The following is a 23,514-nucleotide window of genomic DNA, read 5'->3' as shown; positions in this document are numbered from 1 at the left end:
AATAAATACATAAGCAAAAAAAGTGGATAGTCAGACTATCCACATAATATGCACACAAAACAAAATGCTTATATTAACCGCAGGTCACATAGTAAGTGCCGGGTGAGAGTGGATACTCTGCTTCTTTCTTTTTATTAACTTAGTTATACTATCACTTATTCCAGGTCCTGTCAACGACATTTTTGCCTGACAGCTTCCGCAAGGCTTTTTGCCAGATCCCCGATTTTCTGTAATTCTTCTTCGGATGGATTCCCATTGAACTCCACAGGTTCAATAAATTCCCACCCCATCTTCAGCCGTTCCATGATTTCATCCAGCTCTTTCTGGGCTCCTCCGGACCAACCATAGGATCCGAACCGGAAAGCAATCCTGTTATTGATTTTCTTCCTGCCCATCTCTTCAAGGGCGAAAGCCATCGGTGAAAACATTTTATATTCATAGGTCGGCATGGCCAGGATAACTCCAGTCGAGCTCCATGCGCAGGTCAGTATTTCTCCATAGGGTGTCTGCGGAACCCGGATCTCATGAACTTTTATGCCATCTTCTTCCAGGATTTTCCGGACATGGCCTACAGCTTTCCCGGTCATTCCATACATGGATCCCCAAAGCAGGAGAATCTCTTCGCGTGCAATTCCCTTTTGATACAGCGCAAAATTTTCATAGGTGTCAAATACATCTTCCGTGTTTCTCCACATCAGTCCGTGACCTGGAGCAATCAGCAAAGGCTCGAGTTTTCGGCACTTTCCCACAGCATTCTTGACCTGGGACGAAAAAGTTGCCAGTATATTGGAATAGTATCGGAGCATTTCCTTTTCAAAAAGCAGCTTCTCTTCCGGTTCCAGTTCATCAGCGTAGTGGGTGCCTTCCAGGCTGCCAAATCCTCCAAATGCATCACAGGAAAACAGGACTTTCGTCAGCGTGTCAAATGACGCAATCGTATCCGGCCAATGTACGTTCGGAATCTCCGTAAAGGTCAGGACATGTCCTTTTCCAAGATCCAGCACGTCTCCCTCCTTAACCACGATAATATTATCTTTTATCCCCAGAAAGGCGTCCAGAAGATTTTTGCCTCTTTCCGCACAGACTATCTGCACCTTTTTATTTATGTCAAAGAATTCCTTCAGCCATCCCGAATGATCCGGTTCCATGTGGTTAATGACAAGATAATCTACGTTTTCAGGCGGAACATTCTGACTTTCCAGACAGGAAATGATTTCCCCTGCCATAAAAGCACCTTGTCCTCCGTCTATAACCGCCGTTTTATCTCCCTTTATAATATATGCATTCAGGGAGACACCGTTTGGCATTGCCCAGGCGCCTTCAAAAAGGCCTTCTTTGATATTCTCGGTTATCTGGAATGTGTCGGCCGCAATATTTATTATCCCCATCTTCATACCCTTTATTTCGCTTCTTTGTCTTCGACTTCAATCTTTCTAATTTCCTTTATTCGTATCTCCCGGCTGATATCGTCAATGAATGCATTCAGATCCGTAGAACCTTCATCCCCTTTGTAACGGCTCCGTACGGACACCCTGCCTTCTTCCTCTTCCATCTGGCCCACTATCAGCATGTAAGGGACTCTGTCCAGTCTGGCCTGGCGTATTTTATAGCCGATTTTTTCCGACCTCTCATCCACCGTGCAAAGCAGGCTGTTTTCCTTAAGCTTTTCCTCCACCTTTTTTGCATAATCATGATATTTTTCTGATATTGGAAGCACGCGCACCTGTTCCGGGCACAGCCATGTCGGAAAATTTCCCGCATATTTTTCAATCAGCCAGGCCAGAGTTCTTTCATAACATCCTATGGAAGTCCTGTGGATAATGAAAGGACGCTTTTTGCTTCCGTCCGAATCAATATAGCTCATGTCGAATCTTTCAGCCAGTGCAAAATCCAACTGGATGGTAATCATGGTATCCTCTTTGCCATAGACGTTTTTGGCCTGGATATCCAATTTCGGACCGTAGAAAGCTGCCTCCCCTTCTTCCTCTGTAAAATCAAGATTCAAATGGTGCAGGATTTCCCGGACTTTGTCCTGGGTTCTTTCCCAGTCTTCCTCTTCTCCCAGATATTTGGACTTGTTGTTCGGATCCCATTTTGAAAACCGGTATGTAACATCTTCTTCCAGTCCCAGCGTCCTCATACAGCGCACGGCCAGTTCCAGGCATCCTTTAAATTCCTCTTCAATCTGATCCGGTCTCACAATAAGGTGACCCTCGGATATGGTGAACTGTCTAACCCTTGTAAGTCCATGCATTTCTCCTGAATCTTCATTCCTGAAGATAGTAGAAGTCTCGCCATAGCGGCACGGAAGGTCTCTGTAGCTTTTTGGACTTTCTTTATACACATAATACTGGAAGGGACAAGTCATCGGACGGAGTGCAAATACCTCAGCATTCTCATCTTCCTCGTTCCCAAGTACAAACATACCCTCTTTATAATGATGCCAATGGTCTGAAATGATGTACAAGTCCTTCTTAGCCATCAAAGGCGTCTTTGTTCTCATGTACCCGAGTTTCTCTTCTTCATCCTCAATCCATCTCTGCAGTGTCTGAATGATTTTTGTTCCCTTTGGAAGGAAAAGCGGAAGTCCCTGGCCGATAACATCGACTGTTGTGAAAAGCCCCATTTCCCGTCCCAGTTTGTTGTGATCGCGCTTTTTGATCTCCTCCAGATAAACGATGTATTCTTCCAGTTCCTGCTTCTTTACGAACGAGATCCCGTATACCCTTGTAAGCGTCTGGTTTTCGGATTTTCCTCTCCAATACGCCCCTGATGAGGAAATAAGTTTGAACGCTTTAATCTGTCCTGTTTTCATCAAATGAGGACCTGCGCATAAATCCACAAAATCTCCCTGAGAATAGAAGGAAATCTCTGCATCCAGCGGAAGTTCCCGTATCAGCTCCACTTTATATGGCTCATCTTTTTCCTGCATGAACTTTATAGCTTCTTCCCTTGGCAGGGTAAACTTCTCAAGAGGTGCATTTTCTTTTATAATCTTTTTCATTTCGGCTTCGATCTTATCCAGATCTTCTCTGGAAAAGGGATCGCACTCAAAATCGTAATAAAAGCCTTTCTCAATGGAAGGTCCTATGGTTAATTTTGCATTTGGATACAGTCTTTTTACTGCTTGCGCAAGGACATGAGATGTCGTATGCCAGTATACGGCCTTTCCCTTCTCGTCGTTAAAGGTCAGTATATTTATCTGACAGTCCCGGTCGACCACCGTGCGAAGATCAGCAACTTCTCCGTCGATTTCTCCGGCACAGGCCATTCTGGCAAGACCTTCGCTGATATCTGCAGCAATCTCATATATTGTCATCGCACTTTCATAAATCTTTTCACTGCCATCTTTTAAAGATATTTTCATATGTTTCCTCCTTAAATGTAAAAAGTCCCTTACTGTAATAGTACAGTAAGGGACGAGTTCTTAATTACCCGCGGTTCCACCCGGATTGCTTTTCAAAGCCACTTCATTAGATGATAACGTAATCACCGGACCGGATTAGGGCCGCTCTGAGTTGGTCTTCCATTGCACCCGGCAGGATATTTCCAGCTAACAATCCCTCTCTGTGCCTTATGTGTCAATCTACTCTTCTCTTCAACGCATTATTTATTTATTATTGAAATCATTATATCATTTTGCATTTGAATGTCAAGTTCATTTCCGGATTAATGCTTGAAGTGCCTCATACCGGTAAAGACCATTGCAATTCCATATTCATCGCATTTCTTTATTGAATCTTCATCTCTTACGGATCCACCCGGCTGAATAATGGCCTTGATACCGGCCTTTTGGGCAGCATCTACACAATCATCAAACGGGAAGAATGCATCCGATGCCATAACAGCACCCTCTGTTGCCCCTTCGCCCATAAGTTCCACCGCATGTTCAACTGACTGGCGGGCCGCCCACACACGGTTGACCTGCCCCGGTCCAATTCCCACGGACTGCCTGTTTTTTGCCAGTGCTATTCCGTTTGATTTCACGTATTTGACAATTTTCATTGCGAAGAAAAGATCCTGCATCTGTTCTTCGGTTGGTGACATTTTAGTGACTACCTTCACTTCATCCTGATTAAACAGCAGAGAATCGATTGTCTGGACAATCAGACCTCCGTTGACCTTCTTCAGATCATACGCTCCGGCAGGCTGGGGCACTTCAATGTCTTTTATTTTCAGTACTCTTAAATTCTTTTTGGCTTTGAGTATTTCCAGTGCCTCCTCCTCAAAATCGGGAGCAGCCAATACCTCAACAAAAACCGGCGCTATCTGCTCAGCCAGCTTCTTTGTGACCGTACGATTTGTGACAACTATCCCCCCGAATATGGAAACCTTGTCTGCATTGTAGGCTTTGTCCCAGGCCGCTAGAATATCCTTGTCAGAGCCGACTCCGCAGGGATTTCCGTGCTTGCAGGCTACAACCGTCGGTTCCTCAAATTCCTTAAGCAGTTCCAACGCGCCATTTGTGTCGTTTATATTATTAAAGGACAGTTCCTTGCCATTCAGCTGCAATGCATCCGCAATGGAACCCCTCAAATTACCGATTTCCCTGTAAAAAGCTGCCTTCTGGTGAGGATTCTCTCCATATCTCATATCCTGCACCTTTTCAAAAGTCATGGTAAGATTCTCAGGAAACGAACTGTCTCCTCTTTCCTTCTTGAGATAATCAGCAATCATCGTATCATAGTTGGACGTATGCATAAAAACCTTCTGCATCAGATAAAATTTGGTTTCCAGAGATACCTTGCCTTTTTCTTTCATTTCCTTCAGCACTACCAGATAATCAGCTGGATCTACAACAACCACGACATCCTGATAATTCTTCGCAGCGGATCTGAGCATGGTCGGCCCGCCGATATCAATATTTTCAACGGCATCTTCCCTGGTGACGTCTTTCTTCAGAATGGTCTGTTTGAAGGGATACAGGTTCACGATTACCATATCGATTGTGCCGACTTCCAGCTCTTCCAGCTGTTTCACGTGTTCGGGATTCGAGCGCATGGCCAGAATACCTGCATGTACTTTAGGATGAAGTGTCTTGACTCTTCCATCGAGGCATTCCGGAAAACCAGTCAGTTCTGATATCTCCATTACTTTAAGACCTTCGTCAGAAAGTTTCTGGTAGGTCCCCCCCGTGGATACGATTTCCACACCCAGCTGGGACAGCTCCCTTGCAAATTCAACAATTCCGGTTTTGTCCGACACACTAATTAATGCTTTCATATTTTCTCCTATTGTCCTGTGATATCTGTTTCTTACGCGTCCACACTGTAATTCGGTGATTCCTTCGTTATCTGGATGTCATGAGGATGACTTTCTCTCAAGGAAGCTGCGGAGATTTTAATGAATTGGGATTTAGTTTTCAAGGTCTCAATATCCGCTGAACCGCAATACCCCATTCCGGCCCGCAGACCTCCGATAAGCTGGAACACAGCATCTTCTGCCGATCCTTTATAGGCAACACGGCCCTCCACGCCTTCGGGAACCAGTTTTTTTGCATCTGATTGGAAATATCTGTCCTTGCTGCCATTTTCCATGGCGGCAATAGAGCCCATTCCTCTGTACACCTTATATTTTCTTCCCTGATACAGTTCAAATGTTCCCGGACTTTCGTCACAGCCTGCAAATATGCTTCCGAGCATGCAGACATTCGCACCAGAGGCAATCGCCTTTGTAATGTCTCCCGAGAACTTGATTCCGCCGTCCGCTATGACTGGAACACCATATTCCTTTGCTGCCTCATAACAGTCCATAATGGCTGTAATCTGCGGAACGCCGATACCTGCAACAACACGTGTGGTGCAGATGGATCCGGGACCGATTCCTACTTTGACCGCATCCGCTCCTGCCTCAATCAAGGCTTTCGTTGCTGCTCCTGTCGCCACGTTCCCTGCGATAAGCTGCAGCTCCGGATATCTGTCTTTGATTTCCCTGAGTGTTTTGAGGATGTTCTGTGAATGTCCGTGAGCCGAGTCAATTACAATAACATCCACTTTGGACTCCACAAGTGCATCCACACGCTCAAAAATATTGCTGGTAATACCAATGGCCGCACCACACAGCAGACGCCCCTGATCATCTTTTGCCGAATCAGGATACTTGATCTGCTTTTCAATATCCTTTATGGTAATCAGACCTTTCAGGTTGAAATCCGCGTCCACAATAGGAAGCTTCTCTTTTCTTGCATTCGCCAGAATTGCCTTGGCCTCTTCCAGCGTAATGCCTTCCCTTGCCGTAATGAGGCCCTCGCTGGTCATTCGTTCTTTAATTTTTTTCGTCATATCCGTTTCGAACTTCAAGTCCCTGTTAGTTATGATTCCTACCAGTTTCTTTCCTTCCGTTATAGGTACGCCCGATATCCTGAATTTTCCCATGAGGTCATTGGCATCCTGTAATGTATGTTCTGAAGATAAATAAAAAGGATCGGTGATAACACCATTCTCCGAACGCTTTACCTTATCAACTTCATCCGCCTGCTCTTCGATAGACATATTCTTATGAATGATGCCTATTCCTCCCTGTCTGGCCATAGCGATAGCCATCCTGTGCTCTGTCACCGTATCCATCCCAGCACTCATTAAAGGTATGTTCAGCTGAATCTTTTTTGTAAGGTGCGTTCTGATATCTACCTGATTCGGAATCACTTCCGAATAGGATGGCACCAGAAGTACATCATCAAAAGTAATCCCTTCACCGATGATTTTACCCATTTTATCTGCCTCTCTTTCTTATAAATATTGTTGCAATTCTAACAGATTTTAATATAGGTGTCAACATGGCAGGCGTTTAAAAAATCACAGCCAGATGGCTGTGATTTTGTGGGTTTTTATGAAATTACATCATTCCTGCGCCAGCGCCTGGTGCTCCCATAGGAGTATCTTCTTTAATTGTGGCAACAGCTGATTCCGTTGTCAGCAATGAGGAAGCAACGCTTGTTGCGTTCTGAAGGGCACTTCTTGTTACTTTTGCCGGATCGATAATTCCCGCTTTGACCATATCTGTATACTCTTCTCTGAGGGCATCAAATCCGATTCCGGGCTCTGATTCTTTGACTTTATTTACTACAACCGCACCTTCCAGGCCGGCATTTGCTACGATGCAGAACAGAGGAGACTCCAGTGCTTTAAGTACAACTTTTGCTCCGGTCTTCTCATCGCCTTCCAGGCTGGATGCAAGAATTTCTACCCTTTTAGACGCATGTACATAAGCAGATCCGCCGCCTGCGATAATACCTTCTTCAACTGCAGCTTTAGTGGCCGCCAAAGCATCTTCCATTCTGAGTTTGTTTTCCTTCATTTCTGTTTCTGTTGCAGCGCCTACACGGATAACAGCAACACCGCCTGATAATTTAGCGAGTCTTTCCTGCAATTTTTCCCTGTCAAAATCAGAAGTAGTTTCCTCAATCTGGGCTTTGATCTGTCCGATTCTGGCTTCGATTTCGGCCTTATTGCCTTCTCCGTCAACAATAATGGTATTTTCTTTCTGTATTTTAACAGATTTTGCACGTCCCAGCTGCTCTAAAGTAGTTTCTTTCAGGTCCAATCCAAGCTCTTCAGAGATAACCTGACCACCGGTAAGAATCGCAATATCCTTCAGCATTTCTTTTCTTCTGTCGCCGTAACCAGGTGCTTTCACTGCAGAAACAGAGAATGTTCCACGCAATTTATTTACAATAAGTGTTGTAAGGGCTTCTCCCTCAACATCTTCCGCTACAATCAGGAGTCTTGATCCAGATTTTACAACTGCTTCCAGCAATGGGAGTATATCCTGGATATTGCTGATTTTTTTATCTGTAATCAGGATGTATGGCTCATCCAGTATGGCTTCCATTTTCTCAGTATCTGTCACAAAATAGGAAGACAGATATCCCCTGTCGAACTGCATGCCCTCTACAAGCTCCAGCTCAGTCTGCATAGTCTTTGATTCTTCAATGGTAATTACTCCGTCATTGGAAACCTTCTCCATTGCATCGGCAACCATTGTTCCAACTTCTTCATCACCTGCAGAAATAGCTGCAACCTTGGCAATCTGTTCTTTGCCTGTAACCTTGCTGCTCATCTCCGCAATAGCCTTTACAGCTTCATCGCATGCTTTTTTCATACCTTTTCTGAGAATAATCGGATTTGCTCCAGCTGCAATATTTTTCATGCCTTCATTGATCATGGCCTGAGCAAGTACAGTCGCGGTTGTGGTACCATCACCGGCAACATCATTGGTTTTAGTAGCTGCTTCCTTGGCCAGCTGAGCTCCCATGTTTTCATATGGATCATCCAGCTCTATTTCTTTTGCAATGGTAACACCGTCATTTGTAATCAAAGGTGAACCGTAAGCTTTATCCAGCACTACATTTCTTCCTTTAGGTCCTAAAGTAACCTTCACGGTATTTGCTAATTTATTCACACCCGCTTCAAGGCATGCTCTCGCTTCTGCCCCGTATTTAATGTCTTTTGCCATTTTTATTTCCTCCTAATTATTCAACGATAGCAAGGATTTCGCCCTGTTTAACGATGATAAGTTCTTCTTCCCCGATTTTAACTTCTGTTCCGGAATATTTTGAAAATATTACTTTATCGCCTACTTTAACCTGCATGGTAACTTCTTTACCATCCACCATACCGCCCGGACCTACTGCAATTACTTCAGCCTGCTGTGGTTTTTCCTTAGCCTGTCCAGGTAAAACGATACCGGACTTTGTGGTTTCTTCTGCCTGAAGCTGTTTGATTATTACTTTGTCTCCTAATGGTACTAATTTCATTATGATTCCTCCTTAATGATTTCTACTAGCACTCAGTACAAGTGAGTGCTAACTCATGAAGTTATATTAGTCAATTTACCCTGATTATGCAAGCATATCGAATCGGCGCATTTCAACTGTTTTCTCTATATTTCTGCGTATCCCGTCTTTTTTCTCTGTTTATCTTGTTTTTTTACCAATTTTGTTGTCTCGGCCGTAATAAAATATGTACTGCTGCGCATATCCGCCATATTCCCCAAAGCGTTCTTCCGCCAGTTTCTGAATCTCGGCTGGAGAAGCTTCCCTGCCAAAATAGACCTCCCCCATGATGCGTTTTATCCATACATCTATAGGAAAAGCCGATCTGTAACCCAGCCCGAACAGCAGGACACAATTTGCAATTTTTTCCCCCACCCCTTTGATTTCCATCAATTTTTGCCTGGCTTCCTCTTCCTTCAGGCCCTTGAAAGATTCTACGTCCAGCTGTTCCTGATGAAGGCGGCTTACCGCATCGCAAAGATACGGTGCCCGAAAACCGGTTTTGCAGTTCCTGAAATCCTCTTCTTTTGCAGAAACCAGCTGGTTCACGGACGGGAAGCTGTGATATTTGATTCCATTGATTTCACCGATAAAGGTGCCGAATTTATCTGATATAGCCCTTACAATCTGTCTGATATGTGGAATCTGCTTGTTCTGGGATATGATAAACGACAGCAGCACCTCATGAAATTCCTGGTTCAATATCCGGACGCCGTGCTTTGTTCGGATAGCTTCCCGGAGCTCTTCATCCCGGTTCAGGAGATATCGTTTTATCTTCCCGTAATCTCTTCGGAGATCAAAATAGTCAATCCAGTCATTTGCCTGGGTTTTACCCTCGACGCCAAACAGAATCAGATCGACGCCTTCCTGCCTGGCATGAAGCAGCTTACCCTTAGCCGCCAGGATGTATTCCTTGTCTCCGATTTTGTCATAACGGAAACACTGTCCGCATTCCAGGGTCTGACCCAGATCAAAATCATCTATATTTTTAATCACAGTATTATTGTTATCTGATATAATTTCCAACTTGATCCTCCTATAGCAGCCCGCATTTGTCCAGACCGTTATAAATTCCATCGTTAAAAATGTCTGTTGTATGAAGGTTGAACAGCTTCTTCATTTCCGGGTCTGCATTGCCCATCAGGATTCCATGTTCTACAAAGCGCAGCATCTCCAAATCGTTGAAGCTGTCCCCGAAAGCATAGGTTTTCACTTTTTCGAGCTTGAGATGATCTAAAAGCGTTTGTATTCCAACTGCCTTGCTGTACTGTCCAGGCAGTACCTCAATCAGGTGATTCCCATGGTTTACGATGTTATATTTTCCGCCCAATTGCCTGTTCAGGCCCTCCCAGTCACTGATTTTTGTAAAACGTCCACTGACCTTTGCGGCCTGCATTGTAGTATAGTCGATAGGGAGAATCCTGTCCGGAATCTTGCTTTTATATATATTGTATATTTTCACAAACTCTTCATTTAATTCATGTTCATCAAAATACAGATAATCCCTGCCTTCCGGAAGTGGAACGAAGCCGTGTTTTCTGATGTTTATAATCAGCTCCTTAGCTTCTTCAGGTTCCATGTTATAATCCGCCAGTATTTTCCCCTGATGTTCCACATACGTCCCGCCGCCGGCGATGATTCCATCGAAGCCGATATTGAGTATTTCATCAAATATCATGGCCCTTGTTCTTCCGGTGTTTATAATAGCCAGAGCACCCTTTTCCCGGATACGTTTTATTGCGACTATAGTACTTTCAGGAATTCCTTTCTCATAATCATAAATTGTTCCGTCTATATCAAAAAAAACCATTTTCTTCATCATTTTTCCTTATTCCTTCAAAAACCAATTAAAAATCTTCTTATGTAAACGTAACATTTTTGTCGCAGATAATCAAGAGGGGCTTTCTTTTTGCCGTCAAAAGTATTATTATAGTAGTAACAATATTATAAATATTCATCAGACCTGCCAGGAAAGGAGTTCATTTATGAAAAATGTTTTTAAGGTTCTTTTGGGCACCGCCGTAATAGGGGGAATAGCCGCCGGAAGTATTAAGCTTTACAATAAATACAAGTCTTTTAACGATGACTACAGCGACGATTTTGATGATGATTTTGATTATGACTTTGACGATGATTTCGGAGAGGAAGACGTTGAAGAGGCTTCGGAAGATGCTGCTGTCAAAGATTCCGTCAAGGAAGATGCCGCTGCAGAAACTGCTGCCGCTGAGGAACCGAAAGAAGGGGAAGAGAAACCGCTTTAAATAAAAATCAAGTACTGGATGCCTCCGGATTAACGGACTGCTTCCAGTACTTTTTTAATTTCGGATACTCCCTTCAGGATCTGCTTGTCCGTCAGATTGGCATATCCCAGGATAAATGCAGATTTATAAGGCTGCGCCGGTGGTCTTATGTAATATTCAGAGAGTCCGTATATACGGACACCTTCTTTTAACAGCATATCCATTATGCATTCTTCGTTCAATTCGGAATCGGTTTCCAAAAGGATGTGAAGACCGGAATTCTCACCCAGGATGCGTACAGGCCTGTTTATCTTTTTCAGCTCATTTGCAAGCAGGTCATGCTTGTTTTTATATATGGAACGCATCCTGTTTAAGTGCCTTTCAAACTGGCCGCCGGTAATAAATTCGTTTACAATGGCCTGATCCATGGACGAAACACTGGAGGAATAAAACGACAGCTTTTTCTGGTAAATCTTCATAAGCCTGGCAGGCAGAACCATGTAACTCATTCTGAGTGCGGGTGAGATGGATTTGGAAAACGTGCCTATGTATATGACACTGTCTTTCTCATCCAGGCTCTTAAGGGCCGGGATCGGTTTCCCTTTGTAGCGGAATTCACTGTCATAGTCGTCCTCAATAATATACCTGTCCGGATGTCCGGCGGACCATTTCAGCAGCTCAAGTCTGCGGCCGATTGGCATCACAATTCCCATAGGATAATGGTGGGATGGCATCACATAGACAGTATCAGCCATCGTTCCTGCCAGTTCTCTGATATTTATTCCCTGGCCATCCATATCCACCGGTACTATCTTTTGTCCCAGGCTTAAAAAAACCCGGTACGCCTGGGTATAGGTGGGGTTCTCCATGGCAATGTTCCGTTCCCCCCCCAGAATCTGGTTGAGAAGGAGAAGAAGATATTCATTGCCGGCACCCAGAATAATCCTGTCAGCCTCAGTGCGGACCCCCCGGGCTTCAAAAAGATACCTTGCAATCGTCTGGCGAAACGCTCTGTCACCTTTTGGATTTCCCGTTTTGAAAAGTTCAGGATTATCCGCACTCAGTATATTCTTGGATATTTTCCGCCATGCGTTGAACGGAAAATAGGACAGATCAATTCCCCTTGGTGAAAAATCTATTCCGGCTTCACTCCGGATCGGCTTTTCCTCAAAAAGATTCCCTGGAAGGGCATCATGAAGTCCGTGCAAAAGATTTATATCGGAGACATAATATCCTTTTCTGGGGAGGGAATCGATATAGCCTTCTGATTGCAGCTGCAGGTAAGCCATATCAACAGTAGACCTGCTCACAGACAAATGTCTGGACAATGCCCTCGCCGATGGCAGCTGTTCTCCGTTTCTGATCCGGCCTTTCCGTATTTCCTCTTTTATATATGTATATATCTGCCCATACATGGGAATATCCGAGCCGGTGTTCAGGCTTATTGTCAATTCCTTCAATCCTACACCACCCCAGACATTAATTGATTTTAAAGGAACTTTTCAAGGATACGATTCTGTTGAACACCAGGTTATCCACTGTGGAATCTTTTGAGTCCACACAAAAGAATCCCTGTCTCACAAATTGGAATTTATCCTCCTTATCCGCTTCCGCCAAAACTGGCTCTACAAATGATGTCTCCATTATTTTGAGGGAATCAGGATTCAGATTCAGGGTTCCTTCCCCTTCCGTCGGTTCATTGTCTTCATTGATTAAATTTTCATACAGTCTGACGGTCGCCGGTACCGCATGTTCTGCAGACAGCCAGTGGATTGTGCCTTTTACTTTCCGGGCACTGAAACCGCTTCCGCTCCGGGTTTCAGGATCATACGTGCAGTGAACCTCCGCAATTTCTCCTTTTTCATCCTTTACGAAACTCTCACATTTCACAAAATACGCGTTCATAAGACGGACTTCATTTCCTGGGAAAAGGCGGAAATATTTCTTTGGAGGTTCTTCCATGAAGTCTTCTCTCTCTATGTACAGTACTCTGGAGAAAGGCACCTTTCTGGTTCCCATGCTTTCGTTCTCCTGATTATTCATTACATCGAAATATTCCACCTGATCTTCGGGATAATTATCTATAATCAATTTAATCGGATCCAATACTGCCATCATCCTCGGTGCCTTCAGTTTCAGGTCTTCCCTGATGCAGTATTCCAGCATCGCATAGTCTACGGAACTCTGGCTTTTGGATACTCCCACCATGTCTATGAACATCCGGATGGATTCGGGCGTATACCCTCTTCTGCGCAGAGCGGCAATCGTTACCAGACGGGGATCATCCCAACCGTCCACTATTCCGTCATCTACAAGCTTTTTGATGTATCTCTTTCCGGTTATGACATTGGTCAGATAAAGTTTTGCAAATTCTGTCTGTTTAGGAGGATTCTCATATTCAAGTTCTCTCACCACCCAGTCGTATAATGGCCTGTGGTCTTCAAACTCAAGCGTACAGATTGAATTCGTAATTCCTTCAATCGCATCCTCGATCGGATGGGCAAAATCATACATTGGATAAATGCACCACCTGTCGCCTGTATTGTGATGCTCCATATGCGCCACTCGGTAGAGAATCGGATCACGCATATTTATATTAGGAGAGGACATATCAATTTTAGCTCTTAGAACCCTTTCGCCGTCATTGTATTTCCCCTGCTTCATAGCTTCAAACAGTTCGAGATTTTCTTCCACGCTCCGGTCTCTGTATGGGCTGTTTTTTCCGGGACTTGTCAGTGTTCCTCTGTATTCCCTGATTTCCTCCGCTTTCAGGTCACATACATACGCTTTCCCTTTATTGATGAGCTTTACCGCTGCCTCGTACATTTGATTGAAATAATCGGATGCAAAAAACAGGCGGTCTTCCCAGTCTGCCCCCAGCCAAGACACGTCGCTCTTGATAGATTCGACAAATTCTATTTTTTCCTTTACAGGATTTGTATCATCAAATCGGAGATTGAATTTCCCATTATACTTGACCGCAAGGCCATAGTTCAAAAGGATGGACTTGGCATGCCCGATGTGGAGGTATCCGTTTGGTTCAGGCGGAAATCTTGTATGCACCTGCTTGATATGTCCCTCTTCCAAATCTTTCTCTATAATAAGCTCAATAAAATTTTTCGAAACAGCTGCTTCGTTTTCCATAAATTCAATTCCTCCTGTTTAATCTATTCTTCCGAAAAAAATACCTGCATCAGCCTGTTAAGGCTGTTTTGATCATCCGTTCCCATAAGTTCCCTTGCTGAATGCATTGCCAGCAGCGGTATTCCCACATCCATCGTCCGGATGGGAAGGTTCGTGGAAAAAATCGAACCCAGAGTGCTCCCGCTGGAGCCATCTGACCGGTTTAAATATTTCTGATAAGGGATATTGTTTTTTTCACATAATTGCATGACAGCCCCGCCTGCCTCACAGTCGCCGGCATAGGCCTGGGAAGCTGCGTATTTGATTATCAGACCCTTATTCAATATTACCCTGTTGGTAATATCATTCTTCTCAGGATAATTCGGGTGTAGACAATGCCCCACATCCACAGAAAGCATCATTCCCTCTGCAACATCCGCATGCATATCCTCCCTGTTCTTTCCCAGAGACAGATAAATCTTTTCCAGCAATATTTCAAAAAGTCCGGAATCTGCTCCCTGTTTGGTCCTGCTTCCGACCTCTTCATTATCAAAGAAAGCCGCTACATTTATTCCATTCTTTCTGTCTCCATTCAAAATACCGTGCAGGCATGCATGAACTCCTGTCACATTATCCAGTCTCGGGGAGGAGTACATGGTTTCTTCAAACCCGATTGTCCCGCCCTTCTCATACTGGTATACAAACAATTCAAAATCGAGTATTTCTGACTTTTCGACTCCAAGCTCCTTTGAGAGGTATTCCGTAAAGAACTTTTCATTCACGGAACTTTTTATCATATCCGCAATGGGAAGGACATCCTTCTGCCTGTTCAGCTCAATCCCTTTGTTAGCATCCTTATTCAGGTGAATGGCCAGGTTCGGTATAGTGAGAAGAGGTCTGTCAAAATCCAGCAGCCGGATTTCGGGCCTGAATGGATTTTGGCTCTTCAATGCAGCCTTTCCAGCAATTGACAAAGGCCGGTCCATCCATGTGTTGAGGAGGGGACCGCCGTACACCTCCGTATTTAATTTATAATATCCGTTTTCTGAAATCTCACATGCAGGCTTGATTTTAAAACACGGAAAATCCGTGTGGGCCGAAACAATCCGCAGACTGCAGTTTTTTGCGTCATCTTCGCCGATCGCAAATGCGAAAAGGCAGGATGAATAGGGGCTTACGAAAAATTTATCTCCTTGTTTCAAGTCCCACTTTTCATTTAGTTTTCTCTCCGCAAACCCTTCCGACTCCAGTTGTTGTATCAACGTCCTGACCTGGTGAAATGGTGAAACGGATTTTTCAATCAGCTGATGCAAAGAAATCATTTATACGGGACCTCTCTTTCTTCCATTGTATCATGAAAATATACGGAATATCTTATGATAAATATTGTTTCATGTCAACTGGTGCCTATATTTTATCAAACACCTTCCTTTTCGTATGCCGAAGAAAAAATACGGTCAGGATAAGTGCCGCAAATTCCGCAATTGGAAAGGCCCACCATACATTATCCACATTTCCTGTTTTTGCCAGAAGCACCGCAATTGGAAGAATAATAATCAGCTGTCTGGCTATGGAGGTGATCATGCTCAGATACGCCATGCCGACGGATTGGAATACGGAACTTAAAACAACCGTAATACCGGCAAATATGAAACATATGCTGATTATTCTCAGGGCGGGAACACCTATTTCCATCATCTGCTGCGAAGCGCTGAACAGTGCCAGTATTTTATCCGCAAACAGCTGCATGACTGCAAATCCCGTCAGCATAATTATAATCGCATAAATGATACTCTGTTTGATTGTCTTGATCATCCTGCTTCTTTCTTTTTTTCCATAATTATAAGAAATGATGGGTATCATCCCATTGTTGATGCCAAAAACCGGCATAAAGACAAAACTCTGAACCTTGAAGTATATTCCGAAAACCGCAACCGCAGTGGAGGAAAATGCCATCAAAATCTTATTCATCCCAAAAATAAGTATAGAGGAAATGGAAATCATTACGATGGAAGGGACACCGATGTCGTATATCCTTCTGATGACTCTCCGGTCCGGCCTGAACCCCTTTAGTCTCAATTCCACTTCGTTGTTTTTTACATGATTGAAATATAATGCCAGCAGGGCTGCAGATATCTGTCCGATTACGGTTGCCACTGCGGCCCCCCTGACGCCCATTTCCGGAAAAATTCCAATACCAAAAATCAGGAGTGGATCCAGTATCACATTAATAACGGCCCCTAACATCTGGGTTATCATGGTGTAAAAACTTTTCCCCGTAGAAATCAGCATTTTTTCAAAGGAATTCTGCGCAAACCATCCGAAGCTGAATATGCACACCGTGCTCAAATATTGTACGCCGTACTCGAGGATCCTTTCTGAATCTGTCTGAAGGGAAATATATAGACGGGAAAAAAATATTCCAATTATCAAAAACAATATATAGCTCAAGAGAGACAGAAACAGTCCATTAATTGCCGTCTTATTCACATCTGCCTGATTCTTTTCTCCCAGACTTCTGCTTAACAGCGCATTTACCCCAACAAAGGTTCCCACGGCTACAGCCACCATGAACTGCTGAAGTGGAAAAGCCAGACTGACCGCTGTAAGGGCATCCTCGTTGATTTGAGAAACGAATATACTGTCTACTACATTATACATTGCCTGTACCAGCATCGACAGGATTATCGGTGCTGACATGGATATTAGAAGCCGGTTTATCGACATAGTACCCATTTTATTCTCTTTCATATTTTCGTTTTTTATTTCCAATTTTCTCAATTGCTCCAATCTTTTTTCTTTTACCGGTCAATAGAAATACGGTTGCTATAATAAGCACAAAGGCGGTTATGTCTGCAGCAGTGAACCGTGTATGCATCCAGATAGCCGCAAATACTGCGGCAGAAACAGGTTCCGCACTGCCAAGCATTCCGGCCTTCACAGGGCCTATCTCGCTTACTCCCTTCAGATAAAGGGTAAACGCGGCTACCGTTCCGATCAGTATAATGGCTGCCATCGCAATTATTGTCACTGCGTCTGGTTGAAAAACATACTCCCATGGTCTGACGATTGCGGACAGGACGATTCCTCCTGCCAGCATGCCGTATCCTGTCACGACCATGCTTCCCCACCTGCTGATTAATCTGATGGGGAGTATGGAATAAAGCACCAGTCCCACTGCCGAAAACATGCCCCAGGACAGTGCCTGCCCGGATATATGAAGCTTGCCCGGATTCCCTTGTGTTGCCAGGAGAAAAATACCGGTCACAGCCAATACCAGTGCGACAGCCTCCAGACTTTCCGGACGCCTTCTGAACTTAACGCAGGTAACAATCATTAGGATTACCAGTCCTGTATATTGAAGGACCGTAGCTGTCCCGGCATTTGAATGGGATATCGCCGTCAAATATGTGTACTGGCAAATCATAAGACCGAAAACCCCGAACAGCAGGAGTTGTTTCCGGTCTTTTTTATCTTTTATGATTCCTGCCAGAGATTGCCTTTGCCTGAAAAAAGCAAAACCCAGAAGTATAATGCCCGCACTGAGCATCCTCACAGCCGACAGCCAGTCTGAATCAACACCTTTTTCACTGAAAAGGTACTGGCCGCAGGTCCCGGAGAACCCCCAGCAGATTCCGCCCGCCAGGGCGCTAGCCGTCCCACTTAAATTTTTGTTGTTTATGGCCATCCTACTCATTTCCTTCATTTACCAACACTTGTCTGTAAGGCACTCTTGCCGATGAGACTACTTCAGAAGCCGGATCCGTATGGATTGCCTGATCATCAAAGAAAATATGGGCACCAAATGCTTCCAGCACATCGCTTTTTGCGATTCCTCCCAGAAAGAAAGCCTCATCAATTCTTACATCCCAGGCGCGCAAGGTCCTGATGACCCTTTCATGGGCAGGGGCATTTCTTGCAGTTACCAGGGCCGTCCGGATTGGCGGCTCATTGCTGTCAAAGCCGTGCTGCAGGGAAGACAGTATTTTCAGAAATTTGGCAAAAGGTCCTTCCGGGAGAGGATTTTGAGCATTTTTGATTTCGTTCTCCTGAAATGCCTCAATGCCCTTCTCTTTATATATTTTTTCCGATTCATCTGAAAAAAGTACTGCATCCCCGTCAAAAGCAATCCGTATCTGATCAAGTCCATTGCTGCTGCCCCCTGCAAGGTTCTGGGTATAAATGATACCGGCTGCAAATCCGGCATTGACTGCCTGCTGTACGTCTTCTTCACTTGCCGACAGAAAGAGATCCGTCCGGAAAGCATTCAGATAGGGGAAAAGGAGGTTCCCTCCGGTCAGCGCCGCACGGGTTATGTCCAGATTATAGTGTTTAATGGAATTGAAAATTCGGAGGCTTGTATCCGCATTATTGCGGGACATTACGATTATTTCAACCTTACGCTCAAAGGGATTCATATTATTCAGATTCAGGAAGGCTTTTACCAGATTAAACGCAGGTCCGGGCGTCAGAATTACATCCTCATGCTCTACCTGGTACCTCGAGTATACAGCAACCCCTTCTTTTTCGTAAAGCCTGTTTTCATCCTCCAGATTAAATAAGGCCCTGGAAGACACTCCTATTACGAGACAATTTTCGAATTTATGCATACAACCTCCAAAATATAAATGTATTTATTATTGACAAAAGCACTTCCATAAAGTATATTATACAGGTATTTAACGCATTAAGCCCCCGTAGCTCAGCTGGTAGAGCGCTACCTTGGTAAGGTAGAGGTCTCCGGTTCAAATCCGGTCGGGAGCTTTTTTTGTATCCGCCCATTATATCAGGGTTTTCCATAATTTTCAAACTAAAAACACTCCCGTTTTCCGGAGTGTTTTTATTGTTTCAGCCATCTTCCTGGAACTTCCAGATTCCCTTAATTTACTATATTTATTGGATTTCCCGCAAAGAAGCTCTTCACGTTTTCGGCCACCAGGGCGATAAGCCTCTCCCTCGACTCTATGGCAGCCCATCCGATATGCGGCGTTATCAGGCAATTTTTTGCCGCGAGATACGGGTGGTTCTCCTTCATTGGTTCCGTTTCCAAAACATCAATGCCGGCTCCTGCGATTATTCCGTTATTCAATGCATTCACAAGATCTTCTTCTGTAATCACTCCTCCTCTGCATGTATTTATGAGAAAAGCGGAGGACTTCATCTGAGACAGAGTATTCGCATTCACAAGGTTCGCCGTTTCCGAAGTAAGCGGACAATGGAGACTGAGATAATCCGGCAGGGAAAATATCTCTTCCTCAGATACAAACCGGACAAAATCGGATGTTTTTCTGCTCTTGCTGTAAGCAATGATGTTCATGCCAAAGGCTCTTCCTATTTCAGCCATCTTCCTGCCTATATTTCCAAAACCGTATATGCCGAGCGTCTTGCCGGCGAGTTCTGAAATTGGATAAGAAAAATAACTGAACTGCCTGCTTCTTACCCAGTCCCCGTTATGGACCGATTCATTATATCGGCTGAAGCTCGTGGCAAATTCAAGAATCATTGCGAACGCGAGCATGGCTACACTATCCGTTGAATAACCCGGTACATTTGCAACGGATATGCCGTGTCTGGAAGCCGCCAGGAGATCAATATTATTATAACCTGTCGCAAAGACCCCCACATATTTCAGATTCAGGCACCTGGACATGATTTCTTCGTCGATATTTGCTTTATTGCAGATAATCGCATCCGCTTCTTTCGATACGTTAATGATTTCTTCTTTGCTCAGAATATCATAATATGAAGTTTGCCCCGCTGTTTCGATTTCCTGCAGGGAAACATCGCCATTAGTGATAGTGCATGTATCCAGTATTACAATTTTCATCAAATCCGCTCCTTTATTCTTATCTTTGTCCAATATTATACCATGCCTGGGTTTTCATGGGAATGCAACCTGCGGATTTCCAAAAAAGAAGAAAGTACCCCCTCCCGGATACCTCCTTCTTTTCGCTGCCCCTGCGGCTTCTCGCACAGCTTATTTTTTCAATCTTTTATATTATATTTTTCCTTCATGTCGGCCATTCGTCTGTCGCGTTCCTCCAGGATATAAGCATATTCTTCATAATTGTCATTCATGACATCCAATGGAACTCCTTGTTCCTGGAGCATTTTGGTAACCTTTTGTTCTTCCACATTAACCCATTCCATAATATCCAGCATGTCATTATAAAATTTGTCGATATTCATTTATTGCCCTCCAAAATATCTGTATTCTTTCCGACAAGATTGTAGTATGATAATACCGCTCTTGTCAAGAGGGGCATTTCATTTACAGTTTCAGGAGGTATTATGATTTACGTAATTTCGCAGATTTTTTCAACCCTTGCGCTGATTATATTCTGTCTGAGCATGTGGCAAAAAGATCGAACCAGACTGATTAAATTGCAGTGCATAGAGCCTGCTGCCCAGATAGTTGCCCAGGTTCTTCTGGGAGGCTGGTCCGGAGTCTACGCCAACGCTGTATCCCTTTTAAGAAACTTTCTTTGCCTGAAAGGCGTGCGAAATGTAATCAACTTTGCATTTATAGGAATTGCGTTCACCTGGTTTCTGCTTTTTATAGACCATTCTCTGATATCGATGTTCCCGGTATTTGCATCCGTTGTTTATTCCATAGGTTTGCTGAGAGGGAAAACCGTAACATCAATTGCCGCCATTTCCATCCTGACTTCTCTTTTCTGGCTTGTATACAATATTTATCTTATCAATATCGCAGCAATCATCAATAATATAATCACCCTGACAAATACTTTTATGGTCATATATCGAAACCGGAAACCTGCAGCATCAAAAAAACAGGACATGACGCCGGATACAGAGCAGGGATGCATGTCCTGATTTATTTTAATATTTGCTTACCAGCCGGCTCATGAAATCGTTTGTTTTGGGCGCTGCACCCAACGTGCCGCTGAAATATTTGTTGAAACACTCCGCAAAGTACTCATAGGAATTGCTTGTTATATATCCGCTTCCAAAAATAGCTTTTTCTTCATTGAATATTGCTTTGAACTCTTCGGACTGGGAGGGAAAACCATTCATACAGTCGAATGCATGGCCAAATTCGTGGACGGCAGCCCTTTGTATTGAATTGCTGCTGGCCGCAAGATAAATCATGCTTCTTCCAGTCATGGTAAGACCCGCAAGTGTTCCAAGCGAAGTGCTTCCATAATATGTTGATGCGATATCATATGTTGTCACGGTTATGGCCCACCCGGAATTATAGAATGCATTCACGATGGAGGGAGAAATCTTACTGAGATAACTTTCTGTAAGGCTGGCAAGCGATGTTCCAGCTCCGCCTTCCAGCAGTACCCTTCCTGAATAGACCGGGGCAGGTGGCTGGACTGGAGCCTGGATTTCCTGAGCCTGCAAATAGGAGGCCTTAACATAACCTATTGTGTTGTTGTAATCAATCCTGTTCCAGCCATTGTCAGCCGTGCCGGTAACCGTGATGCCCTGCCCGTATGAAAGGGTGCCGATTACGGAATAAGAAGGTCCGCACCCTGAACGCACATTCACGGATGCCACAGACCACATAGTCTGATTGGTATCTGTGATGACAGGCCCCGAAACTGGAGCCTGCGTTTCCGCCAGTATACTTGTGTTATCAGTCGAGGCCACCGCCTGCGCCTGTTCAGCAGCAGCCAGCCCGGGCTCCTGCTGAACCTGGCTGATCACTTGACTGGCATTATCGATTGATGCCTGTTTTTTCACTTCCGTCAATTCCGAGAATAGTGATGAGTAACTTATATCCATTGGAGATGTTTCCGATATTTTCGCGTTATCCGCATACACATCGGTCACGGATTTCACACTGTACGCTCCAGCCGTTAAAACTGCAAGCGCGGCAATCAGTCCAATCATCACTTTTCTTCTACTGTTTTTCATGTCTCTCCTCCATAAATATCCCCTCTTGCCTCTTATCATGTGCAAAAAAAAGGCCGCCGATCTGGCGCCCTTAAGAATTCAACAATAAATATATATGTGCATATATCCATTATCCGTCTATTTTACCCATTGGCAACCTGACAATCCTGGCAGTAGAACTGCTTTAGACTCACGGCTTTGCGTCATCTTCTTTCAAAGACTTTGCTTTTTCAATTGTGTACTTGCATATTTTATTAATAAATTTGTAACTATTTCTTAATATATATGATTTTTTCATTGTTGTCAACATCATTTATTTTTTTCTATTTTCAAACTTTTTATGACAGACTCTATCCCAAAATCACGTTGACTTTTTTATTCCACTTTTATATAATGGGGCTACGATTACAATATAATATAGGGATGTGGCTTATATTTCCAGTCACGTTGATAGAGGCGTAGCGAACGTTCACTTTTGTGAAGCGCTGTCTGAGAGACCATTATTGATGAATAGTTTATCCTAAATTAATAAAACCTTAAAGCTTGCTCAAAAGTCTTTAAGGTTTTTCATTTATCTCTATCATCTGATGCCTATATAATATGTAAAAAAAACAAAAGGCGGGAAAAATCATGAAAAAAATTATCACAGCTTTATTATTGGTCACCACACTGCTTACCCTTGGCGCATGTGGAAACTCATCTGCGTCAGGCAGTAACGAAACTACATCAACGGCATCCGGGAAAGACAGGCCTGTGCTCCGGGTTGGTATGGAGTGTGCCTATGCACCGTACAACTGGGCCCAGTCTGACGACTCCAACGGCGCAGTCCCTATTGTGGATAGCAGCAATTATGCATATGGTTACGATGTAATGATGGCAAAATATATTGCTGACTACATAGGTTACGATTTGGAAATTTACAAAATCGATTGGGACAGCCTCCCTTTAGCCGTTCAGTCCGGTACTATTGACTGTGTTATCGCAGGCCAGTCCATCACAGCAGAGCGTCAGCAGACTGTTGATTTTTCAACACCTTACTATTATGCCTCCATTGTCGCCCTGACAACCAAAGATTCCCCCTATGCATCTGCAAAGGGCCTCTCTGACCTGGCAGGAGCAACTTGTACCTCTCAGCTGAGTACGGTATGGTATAATGATTGCCTTCCTCAAATTAAGGATGCTAATATTCTTGCAGCAATGGAGTCGGCCCCTGCTATGATGACAGCTCTTGATTCAGGCAAGGTCAACCTTGTTGTAACAGATATGCCGACAGCCCTCGCAGCATTACAGGTATATGACAACTTTACTTTATTGGACTTCAACCAGACAGATGACAATTTTTCAGTTTCTGACGAAGAAATCAATATTGGCATCTCTTTGAAAAAAGGCAACTCAGAATTGCTCGGACTGATCAATGGTGCACTTGCAACCCTCACGGAAGATGATTTTAAAACCATGATGGAGGAAGCGATTTCTGTTCAGCCTTTATCTGAATAAATAAGGAAAGAAGAA

20 protein-coding genes, 1 tRNA gene and 1 riboswitch are annotated in these 23,514 nt (G+C 43.9%); of the genes, 4 read left to right on the top strand and 17 right to left on the bottom strand.

Annotation, left to right across the window (positions count from 1 at the left end; all coding sequences use genetic code 11):
- Nucleotides 1-170: 170 nt before the first annotated feature.
- The 8 genes from BUA79_RS05965 to BUA79_RS05930 all read right to left on the bottom strand — a co-directional run bounded on the left by BUA79_RS05965 (nt 171) and on the right by BUA79_RS05930 (nt 10,592).
- A complete protein-coding gene (locus BUA79_RS05965; RefSeq protein WP_073993472.1) occupies nt 171-1,388 on the bottom strand; it encodes an FprA family A-type flavoprotein in 1,218 nt (405 codons plus the stop codon).
- Between the two features lie 11 nt (nt 1,389-1,399).
- A complete protein-coding gene (gene thrS, locus BUA79_RS05960) occupies nt 1,400-3,367 on the bottom strand; it encodes a threonine--tRNA ligase (protein WP_073993452.1) in 1,968 nt (655 codons plus the stop codon).
- A 302-nt stretch (nt 3,368-3,669) separates the two neighbouring features.
- The gene (purH, locus tag BUA79_RS05955) at nt 3,670-5,223 is read right to left on the bottom strand and encodes a bifunctional phosphoribosylaminoimidazolecarboxamide formyltransferase/IMP cyclohydrolase (protein WP_073993451.1); all 1,554 of its coding nucleotides are present in this window, start codon (nt 5,221-5,223) and stop codon (nt 3,670-3,672) included.
- Between the two features lie 32 nt (nt 5,224-5,255).
- A complete protein-coding gene (guaB, locus tag BUA79_RS05950) occupies nt 5,256-6,710 on the bottom strand; it encodes an IMP dehydrogenase (protein ID WP_073993450.1) in 1,455 nt (484 codons plus the stop codon).
- A gap of 124 nt (nt 6,711-6,834) precedes the next feature.
- A complete protein-coding gene (gene groL / locus BUA79_RS05945) occupies nt 6,835-8,454 on the bottom strand; it encodes a chaperonin GroEL (protein ID WP_073993449.1) in 1,620 nt (539 codons plus the stop codon).
- 16 nt (nt 8,455-8,470) lie between these two features.
- The gene (locus BUA79_RS05940; RefSeq protein ID WP_073993448.1) at nt 8,471-8,755 is read right to left on the bottom strand and encodes a co-chaperone GroES; all 285 of its coding nucleotides are present in this window, start codon (nt 8,753-8,755) and stop codon (nt 8,471-8,473) included.
- A gap of 159 nt (nt 8,756-8,914) precedes the next feature.
- On the bottom strand, nt 8,915-9,799 hold the full coding sequence (locus BUA79_RS05935) for a DNA-3-methyladenine glycosylase family protein (protein ID WP_073993447.1): 885 nt from the start codon (nt 9,797-9,799) through the stop codon (nt 8,915-8,917).
- 10 nt (nt 9,800-9,809) lie between these two features.
- Nucleotides 9,810-10,592: a Cof-type HAD-IIB family hydrolase gene (locus BUA79_RS05930; RefSeq protein WP_207647320.1), complete on the bottom strand. Its 783-nt coding sequence runs from the start codon at nt 10,590-10,592 to the stop codon at nt 9,810-9,812.
- Nucleotides 10,593-10,758: 166 nt separating this feature from the next.
- On the opposite strand from BUA79_RS05930, the gene BUA79_RS05925 reads away from it, so the two are divergent.
- Nucleotides 10,759-11,034 (top strand): hypothetical protein, encoded by a 276-nt coding sequence (locus BUA79_RS05925; RefSeq protein ID WP_073993445.1) that lies wholly within the window; start codon nt 10,759-10,761, stop codon nt 11,032-11,034.
- A 29-nt stretch (nt 11,035-11,063) separates the two neighbouring features.
- On the opposite strand, the gene pdxR is transcribed toward BUA79_RS05925, so the two are convergent.
- The 6 genes from pdxR to BUA79_RS05895 form a co-directional block, all read right to left on the bottom strand.
- Nucleotides 11,064-12,473 carry a MocR-like pyridoxine biosynthesis transcription factor PdxR gene (gene pdxR / locus BUA79_RS05920; RefSeq protein WP_073993444.1) on the bottom strand — a complete coding sequence of 470 codons (1,410 nt, stop codon included), beginning with the start codon at nt 12,471-12,473 and terminating at the stop codon, nt 11,064-11,066.
- Between the two features lie 19 nt (nt 12,474-12,492).
- Nucleotides 12,493-14,157 (bottom strand): glutamine--tRNA ligase/YqeY domain fusion protein, encoded by a 1,665-nt coding sequence (locus BUA79_RS05915; protein WP_073993443.1) that lies wholly within the window; start codon nt 14,155-14,157, stop codon nt 12,493-12,495.
- Between the two features lie 23 nt (nt 14,158-14,180).
- On the bottom strand, nt 14,181-15,458 hold the full coding sequence (locus tag BUA79_RS05910) for a M18 family aminopeptidase (protein ID WP_073993442.1): 1,278 nt from the start codon (nt 15,456-15,458) through the stop codon (nt 14,181-14,183).
- 85 nt (nt 15,459-15,543) lie between these two features.
- Nucleotides 15,544-16,887, bottom strand: coding sequence for an MATE family efflux transporter (locus tag BUA79_RS05905; RefSeq protein WP_073993471.1), 1,344 nt, complete (start codon nt 16,885-16,887; stop codon nt 15,544-15,546).
- Complete coding sequence (locus BUA79_RS05900; RefSeq protein ID WP_073993441.1) at nt 16,874-17,842, bottom strand: DMT family transporter; 969 nt, start codon at nt 17,840-17,842, stop codon at nt 16,874-16,876. The genes BUA79_RS05905 and BUA79_RS05900 overlap by 14 nt, the downstream gene beginning before the upstream one ends.
- Complete coding sequence (locus BUA79_RS05895; RefSeq protein ID WP_073993440.1) at nt 17,826-18,746, bottom strand: 5'-nucleotidase; 921 nt, start codon at nt 18,744-18,746, stop codon at nt 17,826-17,828. The genes BUA79_RS05900 and BUA79_RS05895 overlap by 17 nt, the downstream gene beginning before the upstream one ends.
- An 81-nt stretch (nt 18,747-18,827) precedes the next feature.
- On the opposite strand from BUA79_RS05895, the gene BUA79_RS05890 reads away from it, so the two are divergent.
- Nucleotides 18,828-18,900: transfer RNA gene (locus BUA79_RS05890), tRNA-Thr, on the top strand.
- Between the two features lie 115 nt (nt 18,901-19,015).
- Here BUA79_RS05890 and BUA79_RS05885 read toward each other — a convergent pair.
- Both BUA79_RS05885 and BUA79_RS05880 read right to left on the bottom strand, forming a co-directional pair.
- Nucleotides 19,016-19,963: a D-2-hydroxyacid dehydrogenase gene (locus BUA79_RS05885; protein WP_073993439.1), complete on the bottom strand. Its 948-nt coding sequence runs from the start codon at nt 19,961-19,963 to the stop codon at nt 19,016-19,018.
- A 158-nt stretch (nt 19,964-20,121) separates the two neighbouring features.
- Nucleotides 20,122-20,325: a hypothetical protein gene (locus BUA79_RS05880; protein WP_073993438.1), complete on the bottom strand. Its 204-nt coding sequence runs from the start codon at nt 20,323-20,325 to the stop codon at nt 20,122-20,124.
- Nucleotides 20,326-20,427: 102 nt separating this feature from the next.
- On the opposite strand from BUA79_RS05880, the gene BUA79_RS05875 reads away from it, so the two are divergent.
- Nucleotides 20,428-20,973: a YgjV family protein gene (locus BUA79_RS05875; protein WP_073993437.1), complete on the top strand. Its 546-nt coding sequence runs from the start codon at nt 20,428-20,430 to the stop codon at nt 20,971-20,973.
- A 6-nt stretch (nt 20,974-20,979) separates the two neighbouring features.
- Here the strand turns inward: BUA79_RS05875 and BUA79_RS05870 are convergent, their stop codons facing one another.
- Nucleotides 20,980-22,023, bottom strand: coding sequence for an SH3 domain-containing protein (locus tag BUA79_RS05870; RefSeq protein WP_073993436.1), 1,044 nt, complete (start codon nt 22,021-22,023; stop codon nt 20,980-20,982).
- 128 nt (nt 22,024-22,151) lie between these two features.
- A riboswitch (cyclic di-GMP riboswitch) is annotated at nt 22,152-22,239 on the bottom strand.
- A gap of 393 nt (nt 22,240-22,632) precedes the next feature.
- Between BUA79_RS05870 and BUA79_RS05865 the strand changes: the two genes are divergently transcribed.
- Nucleotides 22,633-23,499 carry a transporter substrate-binding domain-containing protein gene (locus tag BUA79_RS05865; RefSeq protein WP_073993435.1) on the top strand — a complete coding sequence of 289 codons (867 nt, stop codon included), beginning with the start codon at nt 22,633-22,635 and terminating at the stop codon, nt 23,497-23,499.
- Nucleotides 23,500-23,514 lie beyond the last annotated feature (15 nt).

Origin of the sequence: Parasporobacterium paucivorans DSM 15970 (assembly GCF_900141895.1) — a bacterium.
Taxonomy (GTDB): Bacteria; Bacillota; Clostridia; order Lachnospirales; family Lachnospiraceae; genus Parasporobacterium; species Parasporobacterium paucivorans.
The sequence above is the reverse complement of the archived record's forward strand: the minus strand, read 5'-3'. Positions and strand labels throughout refer to the sequence as shown.